At 40.6% G+C, this 22,917-nt stretch carries 19 protein-coding genes; 6 read left to right on the forward strand and 13 right to left on the reverse strand.

The features are described 5' to 3' along the window. Positions 1 to 108 precede the first annotated feature (108 nt). The 9 genes from yghU to AKG98_RS05750 all read right to left on the reverse strand — a co-directional run bounded on the left by yghU (position 109) and on the right by AKG98_RS05750 (position 13,201). Positions 109 to 966: a glutathione-dependent disulfide-bond oxidoreductase gene (gene yghU / locus AKG98_RS05710; protein ID WP_067042688.1), complete on the reverse strand. Its 858-nt coding sequence runs from the start codon at positions 964 to 966 to the stop codon at positions 109 to 111. Between the two features lie 114 nt (positions 967 to 1,080). Beyond that, a complete protein-coding gene (locus tag AKG98_RS05715; protein WP_067042691.1) occupies positions 1,081 to 1,620 on the reverse strand; it encodes a GNAT family N-acetyltransferase in 540 nt (179 codons plus the stop codon). Between the two features lie 113 nt (positions 1,621 to 1,733). Then, positions 1,734 to 3,113: a lyase family protein gene (locus AKG98_RS05720; RefSeq protein WP_067042694.1), complete on the reverse strand. Its 1,380-nt coding sequence runs from the start codon at positions 3,111 to 3,113 to the stop codon at positions 1,734 to 1,736. A 71-nt stretch (positions 3,114 to 3,184) separates the two neighbouring features. After that, complete coding sequence (locus AKG98_RS05725) at positions 3,185 to 3,580, reverse strand: hypothetical protein (protein ID WP_067042697.1); 396 nt, start codon at positions 3,578 to 3,580, stop codon at positions 3,185 to 3,187. A gap of 124 nt (positions 3,581 to 3,704) precedes the next feature. After that, positions 3,705 to 6,383 (reverse strand): EAL domain-containing protein, encoded by a 2,679-nt coding sequence (locus AKG98_RS05730; protein WP_067042700.1) that lies wholly within the window; start codon positions 6,381 to 6,383, stop codon positions 3,705 to 3,707. 240 nt (positions 6,384 to 6,623) lie between these two features. Then, entirely contained in the window at positions 6,624 to 8,561 is a 1,938-nt protein-coding gene (locus AKG98_RS05735; protein ID WP_067042703.1) for a transglycosylase SLT domain-containing protein, read from the reverse strand. Positions 8,562 to 8,755: 194 nt separating this feature from the next. Next, positions 8,756 to 9,130: a GNAT family N-acetyltransferase gene (locus AKG98_RS05740; RefSeq protein ID WP_083543889.1), complete on the reverse strand. Its 375-nt coding sequence runs from the start codon at positions 9,128 to 9,130 to the stop codon at positions 8,756 to 8,758. A gap of 300 nt (positions 9,131 to 9,430) precedes the next feature. Next, positions 9,431 to 10,444, reverse strand: a complete 1,014-nt coding sequence (locus tag AKG98_RS05745; RefSeq protein ID WP_067042709.1) for a hypothetical protein — start codon at positions 10,442 to 10,444, stop codon at positions 9,431 to 9,433. 78 nt (positions 10,445 to 10,522) lie between these two features. Beyond that, on the reverse strand, positions 10,523 to 13,201 hold the full coding sequence (locus tag AKG98_RS05750; RefSeq protein ID WP_067042711.1) for a hypothetical protein: 2,679 nt from the start codon (positions 13,199 to 13,201) through the stop codon (positions 10,523 to 10,525). Positions 13,202 to 13,823: 622 nt separating this feature from the next. On the opposite strand from AKG98_RS05750, the gene AKG98_RS22160 reads away from it, so the two are divergent. Further along, positions 13,824 to 13,979 carry a hypothetical protein gene (locus AKG98_RS22160; RefSeq protein ID WP_157534071.1) on the forward strand — a complete coding sequence of 52 codons (156 nt, stop codon included), beginning with the start codon at positions 13,824 to 13,826 and terminating at the stop codon, positions 13,977 to 13,979. Between the two features lie 53 nt (positions 13,980 to 14,032). After that, entirely contained in the window at positions 14,033 to 14,317 is a 285-nt protein-coding gene (locus AKG98_RS05755) for a hypothetical protein (RefSeq protein WP_157534072.1), read from the forward strand. 116 nt (positions 14,318 to 14,433) lie between these two features. Here AKG98_RS05755 and AKG98_RS22840 read toward each other — a convergent pair whose 3' ends face one another. The 3 genes from AKG98_RS22840 to AKG98_RS05770 form a co-directional block, all read right to left on the reverse strand. Then, entirely contained in the window at positions 14,434 to 14,880 is a 447-nt protein-coding gene (locus AKG98_RS22840) for a transposase (protein WP_067042717.1), read from the reverse strand. Beyond that, on the reverse strand, positions 14,871 to 15,323 hold the full coding sequence (locus AKG98_RS22845) for a transposase (protein ID WP_198155439.1): 453 nt from the start codon (positions 15,321 to 15,323) through the stop codon (positions 14,871 to 14,873). Before AKG98_RS22845 ends, AKG98_RS22840 begins: the two co-directional genes overlap by 10 nt. 95 nt (positions 15,324 to 15,418) lie before the next feature. Beyond that, entirely contained in the window at positions 15,419 to 17,155 is a 1,737-nt protein-coding gene (locus AKG98_RS05770; protein WP_067042723.1) for a phospholipase D-like domain-containing protein, read from the reverse strand. A gap of 864 nt (positions 17,156 to 18,019) precedes the next feature. On the opposite strand from AKG98_RS05770, the gene AKG98_RS05775 reads away from it, so the two are divergent. The 4 genes from AKG98_RS05775 to AKG98_RS05790 all read left to right on the forward strand — a co-directional run bounded on the left by AKG98_RS05775 (position 18,020) and on the right by AKG98_RS05790 (position 21,733). Continuing rightward, on the forward strand, positions 18,020 to 18,721 hold the full coding sequence (locus AKG98_RS05775; RefSeq protein WP_067042726.1) for a YafY family protein: 702 nt from the start codon (positions 18,020 to 18,022) through the stop codon (positions 18,719 to 18,721). A gap of 64 nt (positions 18,722 to 18,785) precedes the next feature. Further along, positions 18,786 to 19,190, forward strand: a complete 405-nt coding sequence (locus AKG98_RS05780) for a VOC family protein (RefSeq protein ID WP_067042729.1) — start codon at positions 18,786 to 18,788, stop codon at positions 19,188 to 19,190. Between the two features lie 107 nt (positions 19,191 to 19,297). After that, positions 19,298 to 20,491, forward strand: a complete 1,194-nt coding sequence (locus AKG98_RS05785; RefSeq protein WP_067042731.1) for a DEAD/DEAH box helicase — start codon at positions 19,298 to 19,300, stop codon at positions 20,489 to 20,491. 273 nt (positions 20,492 to 20,764) lie between these two features. Beyond that, positions 20,765 to 21,733 (forward strand): NAD(P)-dependent oxidoreductase, encoded by a 969-nt coding sequence (locus AKG98_RS05790; protein ID WP_083543891.1) that lies wholly within the window; start codon positions 20,765 to 20,767, stop codon positions 21,731 to 21,733. A 184-nt stretch (positions 21,734 to 21,917) separates the two neighbouring features. Here the strand turns inward: AKG98_RS05790 and AKG98_RS05795 are convergent, their stop codons facing one another. Next, a complete protein-coding gene (locus tag AKG98_RS05795) occupies positions 21,918 to 22,862 on the reverse strand; it encodes a LysR family transcriptional regulator (RefSeq protein WP_067042734.1) in 945 nt (314 codons plus the stop codon). Positions 22,863 to 22,917: the final 55 nt, after the last annotated feature.

Here is a 22,917-nt window from a genome sequence, read left to right on the forward strand (position 1 = left end):
AATTTAACGAATAGAAATAGAAGCAGAAACAATAATGACCATCACAAGCACCATTGTTCGGATTGTGCTGGTCATCTGCATATAACACCAAGTTGCATGATATACGCGTTAAGGTTTTAGCTTGAGAGCCTCAGTAATATCAGCAGCGCAATGACGTTCACTTAATGCTTCCCATGCTTCGCCTGATGTACGATTCACAATTCGACCACGCTGCACTGCAGGACGGTCTGCGATACCTTGAGCCCAATTTAGCAGGTGCTTATAACTTGCAACATCTAAAAATTCAGCAGCATCATATGCCTTACCAAGCACCACGTTGCCATACCAAGACCAAATCGCAATATCGGCAATACTATATTCATCACCTGCTATAAACTTATTCGCAGCAAGTTGCTTGTTTAATAAGTCGAGTTGACGCTTAACTTCCATCGTGAAACGATTAATTGGATATTCAAATTTTTCTGGTGCGTAAGCATAGAAATGACCGAACCCACCACCTAAATACGGAGCAGCTCCTTGTAACCAAAATAGCCAATTCAATACTGTCGTGCGTTTCACGATATCTTTCGGTAATAAATGGCCGAACTTATCGGCAAGGTAAAGTAAGATAGCACCTGATTCAAACACTTCAATCGACAGTTCATCAGATTTATCCACTAATGCGGGAATTTTAGAGTTTGGATTAATACCAACAAAACCGGATGAAAACTGATCGCCTTCACCAATGTTAATAATATGAGCATCATATTCGGCCTCAATCACACCCAAAGCTAACAGCTCTTCCAACATGATCGTGACTTTTTGACCATTTGGCGTTCCCAACGAATAAAGCTGTAAAGGATGAATACCGACGGGTAGTACTTTGCCGTGGGTAGCACCAGAAACAGGGCGATTTATTGATGCCCAAGCACCGCCATTATCATCATCGTTTGTCCAAACTGCCGGTGGTATGTATTCGCTTTCCATAATCTTTCCTTAGTGTTATCTATTAACTGAGTCACTCGATACTATCTTGCTAAACTACAGAGCTCAAGAACAGAAGGTAAAAGCTGTGGTAGTAAACCGAACAAGTCCACCCGCTTATCTAATACCTTGCCAGTCAGTTGCCAGGACGGCCATCATTACTTTATCGACAAATTCACCGTTGCGAAAGCCAGATTGCCTTTTCACGCCTTCATGAACATAACCAGCTTTTTCATACGCGCGGATCGCAGATGGGTTATTGGCATAGGCCGTTAATTCAATTCGGTGTAAACCCAGCGTGTTAAAACCATAATCTGTGATCACTTTGGTGATCTCTGTACCAATACCTTTACCCCAATAACTTTTATCACCAATAAGGATAAAATATTCGCCCGAACGATTGAGCGTACTGATTGACGCGATACCTGCATAACCAATCAATTTGCCTGTTTCAGCACAGCAAATACCCAATGACACGCATTTTGAATTGCCATTAATGCTTGATAACCAAGTTGAGATATCCGTTTTGGATTGCGGGTAGGCATAGGAAGATAAGCTAAATTGAGTCACGTCTCGGTCACATGACCATGCGTAGAACTCGGCAGCATCACTCATATCGAGCGATCGTAATTGCACTCTATCTGTAACTAAAAACATCCTTTTATACCTTTAATATTTATCGCTAATGTTAATTTATGCAGCATAAATTAACATAATTAGCGAAAATATAAAGTATAAGTCCTCTGCTCTCACAAGGGACTTAATTTAACTTAAAGACCACCCTGAGTCAGTTTTAACGGGTTGAGTAATTCACTCAGTTTCTCACGCGATAAGTCAGTGTGTTCTAACGCCACATCAATGATCGCGCGTTGCTCTTTGTAGGCTATCTTGGCAATTTTAGCTGCTAATTGATAACCGATAATCGGATTAAGTGCAGTCACTAAAATTGGGTTTTTATCCAAGGCTTGTTCGATGTTCTGCTGCTGAACTTCAAAGGTCGCAATGGCTTTATCGGCTAGTAGCACCACGTTGTTGCTTAGTAAATGCAAACTACTAAGTAGATTGTTAGCAATCATAGGCAGCATGACATTAAGCTCGAAGTTGCCAGACTGTCCACCAATCGTGATCGCAGTGTCGTTACCGATAACCTGTGCACAAACCATCGCCATTGCTTCTGGGATCACAGGATTCACTTTACCCGGCATAATTGAAGACCCAGGTTGCAGTGCTTCAAGGGCGATTTCGCCAAGACCAGACAGTGGACCAGAGTTCATCCAGCGCAAGTCGTTCGCTATTTTCATCAACGATACTGCGGTTGTTTTTAACGCACCAGACAATGCAACAGCGGTATCTTGCGAGCCAATTAATGCAAATAGATTATCTGCGGGCGTAAATTCTAGACCCGTTGCAATACTTAATTGTTGATTGAATACACGACTAAAGTCGGCGTGCGCATTAATCCCCGTCCCCACCGCTGTTCCACCTTGCGCCAAGCGCTGAATCACAGGTTGTAGCGCCGTTAAGTTATTAATATTTTGCTTAATCTGCGCGCTCCAGCTATGCAGACTTTGGCTCATTTTAATCGGCATCGCATCCATTAAATGAGTGCGCCCTGTTTTTACAAAATGATCAACGCTTTTCGCTTTTTTATCAATAACTTGAACTAAATGATTTAATGCCGGTAATAACTGATTAGCAAGCGCAAGCGCCGCACTCACATGAATTGTACTTGGGATAACATCATTACTACTTTGACCGTAGTTAACATGATCGTTAGCACTGACTGGCACACCCGCTATTTCGCTAGCAAGATGTGCAATCACTTCATTCGCGTTCATGTTCGAACTAGTACCAGAGCCCGTTTGGTAAACATCGACCGGAAAATGCTGCATCACATTTTCCATTTCAGATAAGTTTTTACAAGCCAAAATAATCGCATCTGCAATCGTTGGGGATACTAATTCAAGTTGTTTATTCGCTGCCGCAGCGCTGGATTTAATTTGGATTAAGGCGCGAATAAAACCGACGGGTAATTGCTGACCACTAATTGGAAAATTGTTAACTGCGCGTTGTGTTTGTGCACCATAGAGTGCCGAAGATGGCACTTCAAGTTCGCCCATACTGTCTGTTTCTATTCTAAAATTTGTCATTGTTCTTTCCGTGATTGTCAGATGAATGGCACTAACTCAGTACCGTCGAATTAGCCTGCGATTAACGTAATTTAAAAAGGGTGTAGGTTGAATACCTTGGTTACTTGTTTGTTTATTTGAATATAGTAACTATTTAGCTGATGTTTTTTTTCAGTCGTCGTGGCTATACGTTGCAATGAAAGTAGCGGCTTGTTCAACACTTCGTAACAAGCTCGACGCCAATGATTAGGCAGCAGTTCATTCTTTATTGAACGTAAAAGGAGCGCAAGTTGTGCTAAATATAGTGACCAGCACTGCTCTACATCAAGCGGAGCAGCGATCTGATCACTTAATTGAAAGTAGGACAAGAATATGTCATGACGTTGCGGTGACTCTGCATGCTCAATAGCATTGCCTAGTTGCTCATAATATTCAAGATCGCTGTCGTCACCTAAGGTGCTTTTAACATTTAATGTCGACAAGTTCATCGCATTTCCTAAAAACAGTTTATGATAATGATTCTTATTATCATAAACTGTTTAATTGGATATTCAAGGAAATATTAAATTGGTCATGAATCTTTTACGTCGAAAGTCCGTTGGATTAGTCCGTTCAAGCACTTACAAGCTGCCGACTCAATTCAACTTCCGGCAATGGACGAGAAAACAGATAACCCTGAGCTAATCGGCAACCACCTACTTCTAACAATTTCCGTTGCGCCTCTGTCTCCACACCTTCTGCGACGACTTGTAAATTGAGTAAACGCGCCATCGTAACGATTACCTCAATCATTACCTGCTTACTGGAGTCTTCTTCTAAACCATCAACAAACGAGCGATCAATTTTAATACCATCAATCGGAAACTGAACCAAACGTTTTAATGAGCTATACCCGGTACCAAAATCATCAATATATATTTTAAAACCCATCGTTCTGAGTGCCGACAAACGCTCTGTCACCACTTGCTCATTCATATCCAAGGCACTTTCTGTTAGTTCGAAACGGATACTCTCTGGTGCGACTTTTGCCTCGGTTAACAATCTAGGTAAGGCTTTCACTAATTGATCATCATGCAATTGACGGGGTGACAAATTAATATTCAGGTAAAGCCCTGCATTGGGCTGTAACAAAGATAAACGACGAAAACTGGCTAATGCCTGGGTAATAACCCATAAACCTAAGGGCTGAATCAGCAAAGATTTCTCTGCGAGAGGAATAAAACGCTCAGGGGAAACCTGACCCAATTTAGGATTATACCAACGCAACAAGACCTCAAAGCCTCGGGTTCGGGCATCCTTCAAACAGACGACTGGCTGAAAACATAAACTAAACTCATTTTTTTCCAATGCGCTATGTAAGAGATCATCAAATTCAGTCTGTCGCTGAACCTGCTCATGCAAGGCTAAACTAAATACTTGATAGTTCGCCTTACCGTTCTTTTTCACTTCGTACATGGCTAGATCCGCGTCACGTAAAATATCCCTAGCATGCTGATAGTGAGGGCCTAAGAAGGTGAATCCAATGCTGGCAGATACCTGTAGAGCGATAGACGAGCCATCTAATATAACAGGCTGAGTGACTTCACGCTGTAAGCGCTCAGCCAACTGCTTAATGGTTTTTTGAGACATTTCCCCCTCAAAATAAATGACAAACTCATCACCGCCGATACGGGCAATTCGATCTTTGCTACGTAAAATGTGTGTTAATCTGTTCGCGGTTTCTTGTAGAAAAAAGTCGCCAACGCCATGCCCATAGGTATCATTAATCTTTTTAAAACCATCAAGATCAATAAATAGCACCACGCCCCACTGTTTATTCTGTAAATATTTTTCCAAAAAATTCTGGCAGGCCGTCCGATTTAACAAACCCGTTAAGGCATCGTGATTGGCTTGATAACTCAACTGCTGCTCATTAAATTTACGTTCGGTAATCACATCTAAAGTGCCTTGATACACAACACAATCATCATCAACTGTATTTAAATATGCATTTTCTGACAGCCAAATAGTATTCCCGTGTCGATCTTCGCCTTCCCATTCATAGTTAAATACTTCTTTTTTTTCCCGTAACGTCTGTAAAAAAGCCTGATATGATTGATTTTCTCGATGTAGTTGCCGACCAATATGCTCAACCGCTTGCTGCATCTGTCGTGGATCTTCATAACCAAAAGCCCGAGCTAACGCCGGATTAACCTTTAAAAACTGTCCTTCAAGCGTTGCGCTATAAACACCTTCAACCACTTTTTCAAACAAGTTATGATATTCATTTTGTGCTAACTCTAGCGAATGTGTCTTCTCTCTGGCGAGTTCTTCAGCGCGTATGCGACGATATAGCGAATGACGTAACAACAAGAGAAACAATGAAATGATTAAACCAATACCGATGACAATTAGCATGGGGCGAGATAGATACCACCAAGGCATAGGTGGACTTAAATCAACAAACTGATATCGCAACTGCCAATTTGCATAATTTTGTGTAAAGTCAATTCGATACTCAGGCGTAGAGCGTTGTTGATGTAACGAAGTAAATAACAGCTCAGTATTTTGCAAACAGTCACGGTAGATCTCTAAACCAAGATTCTGCCTCTGGCTTAGTACTGGCCCTAAAAGAATTTCCATCGCAGCATCAAAGTGAGTCATCGCACTTACATAGCCCCTCAATTCAGAACCTACCTCACCTTGATCATTCAAAGCAAAAACAGGTAATAACAACCTAACTTCAGGTGTTGTCGCTTCATCAAGTGACATATTCTCACTGATCACTAACTGCAGACTATTATCCCGCGCTGCTAACACCATTCCCTCGCGAATACTATCGATATCTGCCAGATTAATCCCCAAGGATAAACCATTCATCTGAGCCGAGGCCGAATAATAAATAGGGTAAAATACTTCACTTGTTCCAACTCGGCTAAAACGAAAATCAAAAATGCCGGTATTAACAGCTTCCTTAATTAAATCCGGGGTTTGTTGCTGACTGGTTTTAGGAATCCACTCATACACAACAATACCGTAATCACTTAGCGATGACTGAGCATTAAACTGATCAAACTGCTGGCGAGAAAGTTCAGGCTGGTAGGTCATCATACTGCGTAATGACACGAGGTGTTCCTGCAAAGCATCAAGATTACGCTGAGCAGTGTCGAACGCTAGGCTAGCATGTTGATTCAGTTCCTCATAATCCCGTTCTTGCTCATTCTGCTGTAATTCCACATACAGAAAATATAAAGGAAACAACAACAAACTCATTGTTATAGACAACCATAAACGGATATTTTGTGCCAACACTACAGATTACCTACTGGTTTAATACTCAAATCAGATATGCATTATATTGATAATGAGAACGATTATCAATTGCGTCTGTGCATTTTAAACGAACTGACCAGCTTTGTTGTCCAACTAAATATTTCCTACTGATATGGTTAGGCGATTCATTATAGTTATAGCTATTCGAAGTCATTTCAGTAAAATTTAACGTTGCGGTGACTCAGCATGCTCAATAGCATTACCAAGTTGTTCATCATATTAAAAACGTGCATGGATCTCTTTAGGCGTAAGAAACTCAAGCGGTTTATCTAAGATATGCTGATAAATGACGTTATAGGCTAAAACATTTTTGACATAACGTCGGGTCTCTTTATAGGGAATGGCTTCGATCCAACTATCCATCGTTAAGCCTTGCTCTGCCCTGCCGTCTTTGCTGCCTTGCCAGCGGTCAACTCGATTCGGGCCCGCATTATATGCCGCAGTTGCCAGCACCCGATTCCCTTTATAGCGCTTAAGTAAGCTATCAAAATAGGCTGTACCTAACTGTACATTGATATCGCCATCAGTTAATTGTGCTTTCTTCTTATAATTTTTCAACCCAATTTTCCGTGCGGTCTCTTTTGCCGTTTTCGGCATCAGTTGCATATAACCACGAGCCCCGACCGGAGAATTAGCAGACTCGTCAAAAGAACTTTCCTGACGCGTAATGGCGTAAATATAGCTTGAATCGAGTTGATATCGAGCGGCATTAGCATAAAATAGCTGTGGTTTAGCGGCGGGGAAACGAATATTCAAGGCATCCCAACTTTTAGAAAGAATACTGGCAACGACCGAAAGATGAGCCCAACCTTTTTGGAAGGCAAATAAGCCTAACTGCCTTTGTAAATTGTTACTTTGATCGCTAATTAAAGCCCGCCACTCACGTTTAAGTAAATACCTATGTTGATGGAAATACAGTTCATCAATATGTGTTAGTTGTGTTTGCAAATGATCTAAGCCTTGCTGCTGCAAGCTGACTATATTGGCATTAAACTGGTAATCTACACCTAATTTCTGCGCGGCCAAAAAACCGTAGTAATTACGCTCAGTCGCGATTTTTTGATAAAGTTTATCGGCCTGACTTTGTTGCTGTTTATTTTCCAATACCCGTGCTTGCCAATACAACCATTTACTATCGAGTTGCTTAGTCTCGCTCAGCTGCGCCAGCCAATATTCTATATCGGCCCAATTATTAAATTTAATCGCATAACGGATCCTACGTTCCGTTAATGGTACATCCCCTAAAGCCGAAAGCGCTTTATCTAGCCAAGGTAACAACTTAGTTTCATTACGGATCATAATGCGCGATATAAGATATTTTTCTAATTTGATTTGCTCTGCCGATGTAAAATATTTTTTACGCTCATAAGTGAGATATGCATTTAATCCTAATTCAGTATCTTTTTTAGCAAGACGTTTAATGCTGGCAACTAAAAAATCGAGGCTAGCATACGCTTTGTTGTTAAATCGGGGGGTCTTAAATAAGGGGCTGTTTAATAACGTTGTTGGGGTTTTATGTAAGTCATATAACTGCTTAGCCAACAGTTTATTTTCCTTGTCCATTAAGGTGATTAAATAGGACATAAGGGATGTTTTATTATTCGCATAAGCTAAGTAAAAACGCTGAAAAATTAATGCCTGAGATATTTTCTTACTATTAAGATAATACTCCAAGACGCTATCACAGGCATTCGGCAAGGAAGATCCCGTTAACCAGGTTTTTTGCACATCAGTCCAAATTTCATCTGCTTGATCGGCCGCTAATCGCGCCTGAAAATGAAAGCATTTCAAGTCGAGTGAGTTGGGAAGTCGCGGATAAAAAGACAGGTACTCACTCCAATATTGGTTTTTTGCTAAGTAATATAAATAACTTCGCTGTAGATCATAACTCACGCGACGATCAGGGTTATCCTTTATAAAAGATTGCACTGCAAACAAACTGTTGCGGCTAAAGTGTGCTTTAAGCTGTTGGTATTCAAGTAGATAGGTTAATGGATATGCAGGAATAAGCTTTGTTTTTTGTAACGCTTTGGACCACATTTGTTGTGCTTGTAAGTCTACAACTTGCGTATACAGGCCTCTTTGCTGGCTCCACGTAAGCGAACTAGCTAAACTTGAAAATGAGAATAAAAACAAAGATATAAAAAATATTTTCATCGATTCGTCCATGAAACACTCTGCTTTAGCGCAGCTAACTAAACACCGATACTGTATGTAATCGGCTCTGTTCCTTTTTAGTGTCGGTGTTATTCAAAAAGTTCATTAATCCACAAAAATATAATGACCTGACTCGAATGGCGTAAAGGGGGGGAAGCGCCTTAGTGCTTAAGCTTCAAAGGGTATGGTTCGCATTACATAAAGTATGATGAAATTGACCAATTCTCAGCGAACGCTAATGGCGAAGTAAAAACCAATACCAAGATCAAGTATTTCATCGATGCCCCTTTGGAAGCTAACAGAGTGCTATACGAACTGATGCCGCATAACCCCTTATAAACGGGAAAGACGAACGAATATAAATATTGTGCTGCAGCCATCGAACCTTGAGTCCAAAGAATTATTTTCTTATACCCTTCATTCTGTGCTTGAAGAATAAGTTCGCTAAGTAATCTATGACCTAAATTATTATTTCTATAGTCTTTTTTAACCGCAAGAAGATGAACTTCCACCTCATCTTCTTTTACCAATTTTCTAGCATTAGAAGTCGGGGGAACCATTACAACCATCCCTGCTTGCCCATCCCCACATCCTGTATCGCTTCCCTTTTATAAATAAGCCCATTAATCGACTAATAGAGAGAAGGCGGCAATGCCTTTTATTGTTAAATACAGCATTAATTATTCCGATACAAGCAGATAGATTTATTGGAGGTCAATGTAGATACTTTTTTATTCGACTTAGTATTGATAGAAACTATACGACCGTCGTTGCTTGCTGTATTAAAATTTAACGAATATCTAAGTACCACTACTGGACAGTAGTGGTACTTAATGGTGGCAGAGCTACCCTTGTTAATCAGCCGAGTATTACAGCTGCCCAGCAAACAATTCGAACACGGGGATTTCATTGTCATCTAGCATGCCCATGGCTTCGGGATAGCCAACCACATGCTGGTATATACCTTGTGCCAAATAGTTATACAACAAAGGCTTAAATCGACCTTGTATAGGCTCAGCGTCAGCCTCAATTTGTTGATAGCCTTTACGCCACGACAAGGCTAGCATGGCCGAGATCATGCCAATCACAAGCGGCCCAGGCAGCAGAAAATCGGACTTGTATAACAAGAACAACTTGCGCAAAGACTTTTGATTCCAGGCATGGGGGGCTACATCTAAGGAGTTAGCCACACGAATACACTCGCCCTCTGCAAAGCGCTGATCGGAATACGTAGCGAAGTCTTTATTACCTGCGGAAGGGCCCGCAAAAGCAACCGTCGATATTTTTGCGCTCTCAGGCAATTTTTCGCCCTGGATATCCTTCAGCCACAAAGCCAGTGTCGGCGCTAAAGCACCACCCAGACTGTGCCCCGTCACGCAGATATCAACGGCGTCTTTACCCTCAATGTCGCCCTGTAAAAATTCTAATAAGCTCTTACCCTCTCCAGGTACGCCGGGTTCCGCAATCATTTCCTGTAACTTGGTTATGCCAATTCCAATGCTCTTAGAAATTTTGGGTTTCAACTTAGCTGCAGGTTTTCCGTACTGCCACGGCACCATGCTAGCCACTTGAAAATCTTCTATTAACCAGTCTTTCAGCCCCACCGGGTTAGTGCCGCGTATGCCTATAACATAACGTGACGGATCTTTAATATTGCGCACCAGGTACATTAAGTTGTCATCAAACAAGGCAAGGTCGAAGATAAATACTCCCGGCCCCCAGACCAACTCCCATTCATCTTTAACAGGTGCCCAGCTGGTTAAGGCATGCTTAATATCTTTCTCAATTTTTTGAGCATTACACTTATCGGGACCAATTAAATCAAATCCATAGTAAGACATATAAGCAAAGGCCAACATGGTTTGGCTTTTTGAATAACTCATGATCTATTTCCTTTTCATTCGGCACGGTAAACCCGCCATCAAGCAAATGCTTAACAGAGGGACTTATTACCGCGTTAATTAATAACCAGGTCCGGTATGCAGTACTGAGGGTACTGAACGGAAATAGTTGTAGTTGTGCTGCTTATCTTCTTCCGTAGTAGTCCACTCCGTCTCTAACTTAGCAAGATCTTCTTGCAGCTGGTCAAACACCTTGTGCATGTCGTCCTTATACTTCGCATCGACACCATTGAGCAGGTTAGTAAAGTCACCTTGCAGTAGCGTGAATCTAGCCTTGCCGGTTGCCAATGCCACGAATGCCAAAGAGCGCCATTCATTAATAGCGGAGGTGCCGCCATCCATAGGCACTTGAACCTTACTAATGCGAGGGTCCAGAGCCGCACGTATACCCGTTGTGCCATAAACTTGGTGACGAACAACCGTGTGGTGAATTGTGTCCGAAGCAAAGCGTGCAACACCCGCCTTAGTCTGGAAGCCCTCGTAACGCGCAGGTAAACCCTTGATCAAGACTTGTAACAAGCCAGCGTGGAAATCTTGCAAGTACTTATCCGCTTGTACCGCTGCGTCATCCGTATAAATGATATCGATCAATGCAGTGGTATAGCCATTCCAAATTTTAGCGTAATCTAACTCCCACTTAATACAGGCATTCGGCAATAGCTCGCCGGGCTTACCCGCAGAATCCTGCATAGTCAGCATCGCAGTACGCGCTTCAAAATCTTCATCTGCGCCATACTCGAAGTTGGAGTAGCAGTCGTTTAAGTGATTCACCAAGCTATCATGGGTGGTCGCAAAAACTTGACTAAACACCGCGCCCTCTTGAACCAAGTGCTCGGTAGTAATTTCTTCCGCCAACTCGTGGGCAAAGAAGTGTAAATACATGAACGTTCTGAATGGGTGCGCCCACTGCCCTTGTGCCTCAAAGGCGTCATGCATAGCCACTTCAACCAGGTTATAAGTCATATGTATTTCAGCCAAGTGCTTACCGCTGATCACTTGATAATACATAGACGCTAATACCAAGCTTTCCGCACGACGGAAGCTAGGACTGCGCGGATCGACTGGCAATACATCAGTGGAGTGAGGCGCCACTACAGAAATCAATTCCAAACACTTCTTTGTGCTGTTTACTTTAAAGTAAGCCGCACCACCATAGGACTCATAATCAGGCTTGGTTTCATAGTTTTCTAAGAAGCGGAAATCAATGGTCAACATACCCTCGCCCATTTCTGGAGCAGGCTTTAAGAAAGGCGATGCCACACCAGACTCGGCTAAGTACGCCAACAGCTGACCTTCTTTAAAAGCGGCAATAACAGGCTCAGGCGCTGTGTCCATCTTGCCGCCGTCGGGTAGATGTAAACCAAATATTTTCTTCGTAAACAAGCCCGGCCAGTATTCAGAACCGTCGCTCCAAATAGCCATACGCTTCTTATTGGTCAAGGGGATTTTAACATTCGCCTGAGGCAGGTAGTGATCCAGTATTGCCATGACAGAAAAAGCCGCCCTTGCCGTCTTTATCAATTTTTTAAACAGCGTGACTGATTCCTCGATATTAACAACGGCAGGAATACTCAAACGCTGCAGTAAAAACTCGGGGTGTGCCTGGTAGTATGGCTTCAGCTTAGTCTTTTCAGGTGGCTTTTTCCCACCATAAACTTCCGTCAAATTAAGCGGATGAGGGAAACGATTAGCACTAACCAAAAAGAAGTACAGCGGCGACCAGATCGTATTACTCAGCATCACTAGGAAACCACCTAGCGTCTTCGGCAATAATACCGCCGTTAACACCAGGCCGGCAATACAGGCACCCATAAAGCTCCACAAGACCAAAGAGCCCTCTGGTAACGCCACTGCAACTGACTGAGAAAAGCTAATGTCCGCAGCGGTCACGTTTAAGATTGCGCTGTACAGTAAAACACCAGAGATCGAACTAATCGTATGAAAGGCTGTGCTCTTCCAGGGAGTAGCGGTACCGATCAACAATGCCGTTAGCTGCAATGCAGCCTGTCCCACTAGCAACCACGCAATGATTTCTCCGCCTGCAGGTATTGTACCGGTGAGCACCATGATTATTTGAGCAACCTGAATACCCGCCAGCGCGAATGCCACAAGGGCCTGTGCACCGCCAAAGAACAAGGCGAAACCCAAACCAAAGCAGGCGCCGCCCGCAAGATAGAGCATGGTAAAGCGCATGTCTGCATGAGTCACAACCATACAAGTAATAAAGAAGAAGATGGTAGTAACCACAGGGGCTAAATTTAATAGGCGAAGATTTAAAATGAATACGCCAAACTTAGTTCGCGTTTGCTGAAAGGCGTGACCGCTCAGTAACAAACCCAGTTCAAACAACATACCCAAAACACTACCGATGATAGTGAACAAGAAAGGCACCCACGTCCACGCGGCCATATTCGCCCCAGCCTGAGGTGGTTTCAAAAAGGTAAACAAATCACCCACCCAAGCCAAGCCTGTAACAGCGGGATTGAACAGCTGAATAAACATAATGCTAGACAGCGTTGCCATAAACAACAAACTCAATATAGAAAAAATTGAGGGCAAGATTGCATAGGTAGGCTGTTCTGGTTTTTGAAAGCGGACTTCATCCGCATATTGAATAGGTATGGGGGTAGGTATAGGTGATCTTTTTATTTGTCTGACGACCTCGTTACCGACTCTTTTAATGGATGCAGAATCCTGTCCCGCATCATCCTTCAGTTGAACTGCAGTTTCATTTTTCATATTAGTCCTTTTTGCTTATTTATTATTTAAGTGAGAGTTTTATCCGACATTCCGCACGTAGTTTTGGTGAATTTCGAAGGAATTGCCTACACGTTCGTAAAAGATACGATTGTTGCCCATGATGGATTTTTAAATGTGAATAAGAATGTAATATGAAATTTAAGCAATGTACCACCTCATCAATAATTCAGAAGAAAGACAATATTAATATGGCATGGAAACTTTTTAATATTCAATAAGTAGTAATTATAATTATACTGATTGTGATCTACTCACCAATAAGTATAATTATTTAGGGGTGCGGTACGTAGGTTTTATAATTATTACTAACAAAAAACTGGGATTACCGTAGTAGAAAATGAAGATCAGCAGCCAATACTTTTTTATATTTCAGCGTACAACTGCGCATAAAAATAACGATTAATAACTTTCTTACTATCGTGATGGCGCAGAGTTTAACTTCAAATAAAACGAGCGTCTGTAGGGTAATTACCTGACAGACTTTTTGTTTTTTATAGCTTATGCGGTCTAAAAAATCAGCATCTAGCTATTGTCATCATTGTTTTTATTATTGTTTTTATTATAGACTCACCATGAAATATAAATCCAAAAGGACTGGAACATGAGCAACCTCATTGATATCACCACCGCACGTCAAACGGTTGTCACACTCGCCTATTTAGCCTACGCAGGCGAGACACTAGAAAAACCCCTGCCCGGCGACCAGTCTATCGATGAATCCATCGCCAAGATGATCAACTACACAATCCCTAATTAAGCGTATTGCAAGATACCCAGCAACAAGCGGATTTGCGTGTTATTTGGGGCCCAGTGAGCTATACCTTTGAACTCACCAAGCTACAAGACAATATGATGTATGTGGCGCAGTCTATTTCCAAGCCATCCGAATATGTAATGGCTATTCGCGGCACCAATGGCACAGCCATTTGGGATTGGATAGAAGAATACTTTAGAGTATTAGAAAAAGAAAAGTGGAAGCTGCCCGCTGGAAAAGCAGCCCAGGGCACGCCGAAAATATCCAAAGCAACCGACATAGGTTTAGATGCCTTGTTAAATAAAATGACGCCCGCCTCCGGCTGGGAAAGGAGGCACTGAAGCAGCTCCCTGAACTATATAGCAGTATCGGTATAAAGATGGATTTCAAGCTAAAAATAATGCGTGGCTGTCAGATTTAAGAACTGCTGTGTGTTCTGCTACCTGCCAATTAAAACCTAGAGCCTTTTCAGAGCTTTCATTGTAAGGTCCCAAGAAACAAACCTTCGTCCATTTCTCACTGCCCAGCGCAGAAAAATTAATAGACTTAAAATCGTTAGTTTCAAGTTGAAGTGATCTTTTCTTGCTGGTTTCACTTTGTATATAAGTAAGCGCGTGGTTAAGCGGTGAAGCCTGATATCTCGTTCGGTTACGTTATTATCAATCCCTAATTCACCCGAATAAAGATAACGCCTCAGTTTTTCCCATTGATTTAAGGTATAGCTAATGGCCACGCCTATTTTACTTTTCGGGGTGACTGTTTTTGCACTTTTGCTTAGCCACTCATGAAGTTGCTGCAAGACTGGTTCTGCTTTTTTCACTCGTAAGTGTTGCCGTTCTTCGGGGGTTAACGATTTGGCTTTTTTCTCAATCGCATAAAGCGATTGAATGTAATTTAATGCCACAGTGGCTTTGCCTGTTTTTTTGGCTGCGCGGTTAAGGCATCGTGAAAATTACGTCTTGCATGAGCCCAGCAACCAACAGGAATAATATCGTCGATATTTTCATAAGCACTGTAACCACCGCATTGTAAGTAACCTGCAAACCCAGCTAAGAATGCTTTAGGGCAGCTACGTGCGCGACTCGGTTGGTAATCGTAGATTACAACCGGTTTTGCCGTGTATTCATTACTACGATAAACCCACATGTATGATTTTTGCTGTGCAGTTCGATCTTTTTCATCAAGTACTTGGATCGTTGTTTCATCTGCGCAGAGCGTTGATTGAGCAAGTAAATGTGTTTTCATTACCGCTATTAATGGGCTGAGTAATTCAGCGCTTTTAATACACCAATTAGCTAATGTGCCTAGGGTGATCTCAAGACCACCGCGAGCATAGACGAGGTTCAAGGTATAAATAATGAAGGATTAGGTATTAAATAAGGGGCGTTACGTAATTTTCAAAAAGAAAAACACGGGGGCAAATTAATGCACCCCGTTACGATTTAACTATTATTTATTGGTACATGTATGCTGTTTTTCCACATAGGCGTCCACAATTGTTTTTCTAATTGTGCGGTTGCATCTTTATCATCCACAATAACACCAAATTGCTGTAGTGATGAAGGATATATATTATGGCTACCTACATAAAATACTTTGTCATCAACAATCCACAATTTATTATGACTCATGTTATTCGTTTCACGGCCATTAATTGAAATGAAGTTGATATGCAGATTTTTATCTAAGAACGTTTTTGCATAGTTTCTTTCTAAGTAATACGGTGCTTTATGTAATACATTTAATAAATAGTTATAAACAAACTCAGAATTATACCCTGAACTATAAATACCGCCGTCTAAAGAACTCGTCACGATATCAACCGTAACACCTTTGTAAATAGCACTTGCTAACGCTTCCATTACAGTGCCATCGATTGTTTTAAGTGGATGTAATACTTTGCCAAATGCGCCTTTAAAAAACAATGCTTGTTGACTTATTTTAATGCTTTTAGTGGCATTTTTGAATGCATATACTCTCGCAACTTCCGATTGATCTGCATCTTTATCTAGCACACCATTGTTGAGTTTGCTAATAGACATTACTTTCACAGCAAGGCCATTTTTAGCATCTGTAGGAGCTACATATGTTGACGAAATATGTGCAGGACAGTCATAAGTGTACTGACCATTTGCGTAGGTAACGAAGGTATTAGTAATTGTACCAGTGTTATTACATACATAATTCCACAGTGTATTTCCATATTTAGTCGCAGTAGATGCAATCGGACCTAAGATATTAATACTGAGATCATTAACAGGATTTCGCTGTAAATAATCAGCACCCCATAAGTTATGCCCACCAGTAATAACAGACTGGTTATCAACGTTAATTATTTTCCCATGATTCCAAGCAACATTTAACAACACATCTTTTTGACTATTATTGTTGCCACAATTACTTATTAATTTATTACAAGAACGTACGCTGCCTACAGTAATATCAAGATTATTAACTTCAGGAAGTACGCTAGCAATCTCAGAAAGGTAATTGGTCTGAGTTAGACTCAATTGACGTATTTCTTCCTCTTCAGATTCAGCATCATAACCAAGCATCGGCGTAAAACTACCTTGTAATAGTCGAACCGTAATATGATGATCAGAATATTGCGTATTCTTCGCCAATTGTGACAGTGCATTTTTAATTGTTGCGGTAAATGCACCACTCGAAAAACTCAGATTTAAGTGACTTATATCCATCGGCTGTAGTGTAACGATATCTACAGATCGTTTTGCTGATACAATATTGTCATATATAGCATCTAATATTTTATCTGCCGGAACCGTACACAGTTTTTTAGCATCACCGTCTTTGTTTTTGGTATAAGCTGGCGCAGTACAGGTAGAAACACCTCCACATTCCGAATCATCATTACAAGTAGACATATTGAACTCACTGTCTACATGATTAAAACTCAGCGCATCAAAACTCTTATTATAGAATTCGCTACTGGTTCCAAAAGTGAAATGGGTATCGAGGATCCATCCAGGTTTTAAATAGTTCGTACTTGGTTTTGAAAAAGTTACATCGTTAAATTGTGAATACTTTTCATTTAAATGATCGTAAATATCATTAACGTCCAATTCATTTGTACTTGCACTGGCGCTGGCGCTTACAAGTACAAATGCAGAAGCTGCACTTTTCAGAATTATCATCGCGTGTTTATTTTGTATCTTCACGTAGTCGTCTCTGTTTAATTATAAATAAATCTTTGTAACTTAAAGCTAAATTACAAACTTAAGACGAATGTTACAGCTTTAAAACTATTTATAAAGACTCTATTAGTTTGGTTTAGTTTTTTAATCTTTACTTTTTAAATATAAAGACCATTACACTTAATTGTGAATTCATTGTTTTTCATCACCAATCTAATTTTTAATCACCCCCCTTCCCTTTACAATCTATTAGCAATGCAGATTAACAATATTATACGTTAACGTACTGCATTCGCGGCTTTAAGCTACTTCCCTTCTATGAATACAGATAAATCAAAGCGTTAATATACCCGTATGACAATAATCAATAACATGTTTCATTAAATATATTCAGCAACATCAATTCATTAAAAAACAACCTAAAAATAAATATCTAATCAACAACACCCTGTCCTATAATAGTTTCAGAATATTCTAAAACTACTCAAATAACACCCAACCCCTTGCCTCATATAAGTATAAATAAATTATTAAAATAAAAATATACTATTTAACAATCACAATAATATACAATTATTCAGCTCTATCTTTAGCCATTATTTAATTGAACAGACACTTTAAAATTTTTGATATCGTATTACGGTGCTCAGCATATAAATTATCTACATCCATAAGTTGTCACTAAAATTAAGCATATATTGTCACAAACATAATTGTTCACAGGCTTAGCCGTTATTGAGTTAGCTAGGCTAGCTCGTTCTTGGACAGAGACGGCTTAGAGCTTGAGTTGAGCTTCAAAGAATAGAGTTGCATTACTTAAAATGTATCTTAAGCTGTATACCGTTACTCATACAGCACCCTTCCTATTTATTTTAATGGATTTATTTCATGTCTAGAAGCCAACGACTCTTTGACTTACTCCAGCTATTACGCTGTCATAAGTACCCTGTCTCAGCAGCACACTTAGCTCAAGAACTGAATGTAAGTGTTCGTACTATCTACCGGGATATAGTGACATTACAAGCACAAGGTGCGGAGATTGAAGGCGAAGCTGGCCTTGGTTACGTATTGAAACCGACATTTACGCTACCTCCATTAATGTTTTCAACAGAAGAGTTAGAAGCTCTCCTGTTAGGAGCTGATTGGGTTGGAAAACAGGCTAATGGTGAGTTTCATAAAGCCGCAAAAAACGCTATTGCTAAAATTTCATCAGTATTACCAGAAAATCACATTGTGAAGCGAAGCGCGGATATCATGCGTGTAGCTTCTATCATTGAAGTACCAGAATTAACGACAGAACTATCATATATTAGAGATGCCATCAAACATCAGTATAAAGCTGAGATTGACTATCAAGACTCTCAAGGGAATCCCAGCTCACGGATAATATGGCCTATTCTCATAGGTTTATTCCAGTACCATTATGTTCTAGTGGCTTGGTGTGAAACAAGAGATTCATTTCGTAATTTTAGGCTCGATAGAATAGAACACTGGCAGTCCCTTGAGCAAAAGTACCGACCTAATCGTCGTGATTTACTGAAAAAATGGCAGGAAATAGAAGGAATTAGTGAGAAAGAAATTCGCTACTGACAAAAACTGTCACTCACATCCATTATATTACTCACTCAATCAGTTGTACTTTTTAGGAACTTATATGTTTAAAATCGATTCCTTTGTTCTTTATGTCGAAAATATTGAAATCAGCAAAAATTTTTACACCAATACTTTTGAATGTGACGGTGAAGTTTTATCGCCAACATTTATTTCTTTCTCATTAGGCGATGGGGTTAGCGTTGAGTTAAAACAACTCGCACAAGTTTCTCCGAAAGCTCATATTACTGGTGGCGGTACAGAGCTATCTTTAATGGTTGATAATTCAAAAGTATTACATCACCTTTACGAACAATGGGAAAAAAAAGGAGTTAAATTCATTCAAACTCCTTTAGAGTTAATTTTTGGTATTACCTTTGTTGCGATTGATCCTGATGGACATCGAATTAGGGTCTTTACGCCGAATATCAAGGGGTCAGAACACTTGATTACTGAACTGTTTTTGTGAGATGTTTTGTGGGGATTTGTCAGAAAAAGTCACCTTGAATACGTCTTAAATATGTTAAAGCATTCTGTTAGAATAATAGGCTATTGATTAAAGAATACCGAGCCAGCATGTCAGAGTTTAAAGAATTTTCACTTTTAGAGTCAATTATTGACCGCGTTAGCCTTAAAGGCTATAAACAGCCCACACCAATCCAAAAAGAATGTATCCCAGCTCTTATTAATGGGAATGATCTTCTTGGTATAGCGCAAACGGGAACAGGAAAAACGGCGGCCTTTTCATTGCCTATTATCAATAATTTGGGGCGCAATAAAATAGATATCAACGCTAAGAGCACGCGTTCGCTCATACTAACACCCACGAGAGAGCTGGCCTCGCAAATAATGCAAAACATTGATGACTACTCTGATGGTTTAGGGCTTAAAACTAAGGTTGTTTATGGTGGTGTAGGAAGACAAGATCAAGTTGACTCTATCGCACTTGGACTTGATATTTTAGTGGCCACCCCTGGAAGGTTATTGGATTTAATTAAAACGGGCGATATAAATTTTAAGGCGTTAGAAGTATTTGTGTTAGATGAAGCAGATACAATGCTTGATATGGGGTTCTTTAAGGATGTTCAAAGCATCATATCTAAACTGCCAAAGAACCGACAAACACTATTGTTTTCAGCTACTATGCCTCCTGAAATAGAGATACTTGCAGAAGCAATATTAACGGACCCAACAAAAATTCAAATTACTGCTAAAACGGTTACTATCGACTTGATTAATCAAAGTGTATACCATCTTGAAAAATCGAATAAAGTACCTTTGCTATTTAATATCCTGAAAGAAACTGACTATGAAAAAGTGCTCATCTTTTGCAAAACAAAGCATGGCGCTGACATCATTGTTCAAGCACTAGAAGAAGCATCAATAACTGCCGCTAGCCTTCACAGTGGTAAAACACAAGCAGTTAGGGAGAAAGCGTTACAAAACTTTAAAGATTCTAATTTAAGAGTATTAGTTGCAACTGATGTTGCTGCTCGTGGCATTGATGTTGATAATATTACTTTAATCATTAACTATAACCTTCCTGAAGATCCAAGAAACTACATACACCGTATAGGACGAACTGCTCGTGCCGGGAAAAGTGGAATGGCCATTTCATTTGTTGTAGAAAATGATATAACGCTATTAAATAATATTGAAAAGCGCATAGGGCAAGCCATTCCTGTTGTTACAGAACAGCCTTTCCATAAAGAGTTTTCAAAAGCGCCTAAAAAAGTCAAAAAAAAGGTTAAAAAAATAAATAGAAGGTGAGAATATCGAGTCTGAGTTACGACTCTAAGCCACTTTGGGAGAAGTGAAGGCATCTAGCTGATACCCTCACATTCGTTGTGCGTAGTGAGCAGAGCCTCTTAGCATGTGGTCAAATTTACTGTATCACTACATTTAGATGAGATAACAGAAAAAGACTCGTGGAACTGCTGCTTGGTCGAGAAAAAACATGAATCTAAGAGCAAATGCCTTTTATTCTTCCTATACTCAATGCAGTTCTTTTAACCGTCGTAATATGCTGAGATAAGGAAGACAATGGCCTCTTTATTTGATGTTGCTCGTCGAGTGATCACTAAACTTGAAATTGTGAGTCAAACCCTCAGTCTACGAAAAGTACGCGGGGAGGAGCCGAGTTATTCGCCCTCATCGTTGCCTTTACCGGATGTTGATATTCTTGTTGGAAAAACAGTGTTGATCAGCGGTGGGTCGCGGGGAATTGGTTTAGCCATTGCGACCGCGTGTGCTAAGGCTGGCGCGAATGTGGTGATTGCTGCAAAAACCACGATCCCACACCCTAAATTACCGGGTACCATTTATACCGCAGCGGAGGAAATTAATCAGGCTGGTGCAGGGCGATCAATGGCTATTCAGCTTGATGTACGTGATGAAATAGCGGTTCAACGCGCGGTGGATGAGGCTGTTGCTGAGTTCGGTGGTATCGATATTTTAATCAACAATGCCAGTGCGATCCATCTGGATAAGATTGAACATACGCCCGTGAAAAAGTTTGATTTAATGTTTTGTATTAATGTCAGAGGGACATTTTTACTGACTCAGGCCTGTTTACCGTATCTGCGCCGTAGCCAACATTCCCACGTAGTGACCTTGTCTCCACCGATCAATCTCGACCCGAAATGGTTTAAACAATACGGGACATACACCACGTCGAAATATGCTATGTCATTATTGAGTCAGTCATTTTCCGAAGAGTTCGCAGCCGATGATATTGCCGTGAGTTCTTTGTGGCCGAAAACAGCGATCGCAACATCCGCGGTCGAAAACATGATCGCGGGAAAATTGATTGAAGGGGGCTGCCGCAAACCAAGCATCATGGCGGATGCGTGTCTCGCTTTGATTAGCCAGTTACCTTCAGACCATCAGAATGGCTTTTATCTTGATGAAGATGTGTTACGTGCACAAGGTGTTAAAGACTTCGATGCATACAGTTGCCATCCGGGTAAACCGTTACAACGAGATTTATTTTTGGATTATGACCCACAATAGACGCTGTTTTCTCAGTGTAGTTGCTAAGTAATACTGGCCATCGTTTTCGATTCATTTATGTAAATTGTGTGTGAGAACCTACCCCATTTTTCGCATGATAACATCTATGTAAAACCGAACGTTCACATTTTAGTGAGTAACCACTCTACACTTAGGGGCAAAATCGAGTTAGCCGTTCCCACCACTAATTTATCTTATTAAAAGAAGTCGCTATTTTTACAACTTCATTATCAATAGATTTGGAGATAAGCTGCCGTATCCAAATATTACCAGGGTCCCTGTCTTGTCGGGAATGCCAAAGCATAGATATTGGTGCAGGATCAATATCAAAAGATAACGGAACAACAACAAGCGTTTTTGCACTAACCGCACTAGCCACTACAGATTGGGGTGTAACACAAACAAGATCACTCTGTTGTAACATTGATGCGACGAGTGAAAAATGATTTACCGCCATCGCTATTTTTCTTTTCACTCCCATTGATTCTAGAACATCATCAACATTGGCGCGGGCTTCTCCTGATAACGAAACCATTAGGTGATCTTCTAAAAGATACTGTGCTAGTGGTAATACACCTTTCGAGTCCAGTAACTTTAATAATCGATGACCCGGTCTAACAACACAAACCAGTTTATTATTAAACAACCAGGTAGCATTAATATTTTTATAATTTCCAACATAATAATGCACTGCAAGATCAATAGAAGCATCCAATAGTAGCTCTTCGGTATTACGATGAATCGGCACCGAGTGAATACAAATATTTGGAGCCTTTACTTCCATTAGCTGACGTAAAGGCAACCATAGCATATCGGCTGGATGCTCCGTTATTCCAATTCGAAATACACGCTCAGAACTAGCGGGATCAAAGTGATTTTGGGTATTCATTTCACGAATCTCCAGCAATGGAGTTCTAAATTTTTGCCATAAGACGATCGCTCTAGGTGTTGGTCTAATCCCCCTCCCTTGTTTTACAAATAGCGGATCATTCCAAACAAGACGCATTCGAGCCACCGCATTTGATACCGCAGGTTGCGTCATACCAACCCTAGATGCAGCTAATGTAATTGAACCTTCCTCTATGATCGCGTCAAAAACAACGAGAAGATTTAAATCTACCTTTGACATTGCCACTCCCTATTCATAAATATATCTATAGATACTATATAAACAATAAATTATA

Source organism: Moritella sp. JT01 (genome assembly GCF_001574435.1).
GTDB lineage: Bacteria > Pseudomonadota > Gammaproteobacteria > Enterobacterales > Moritellaceae > Moritella.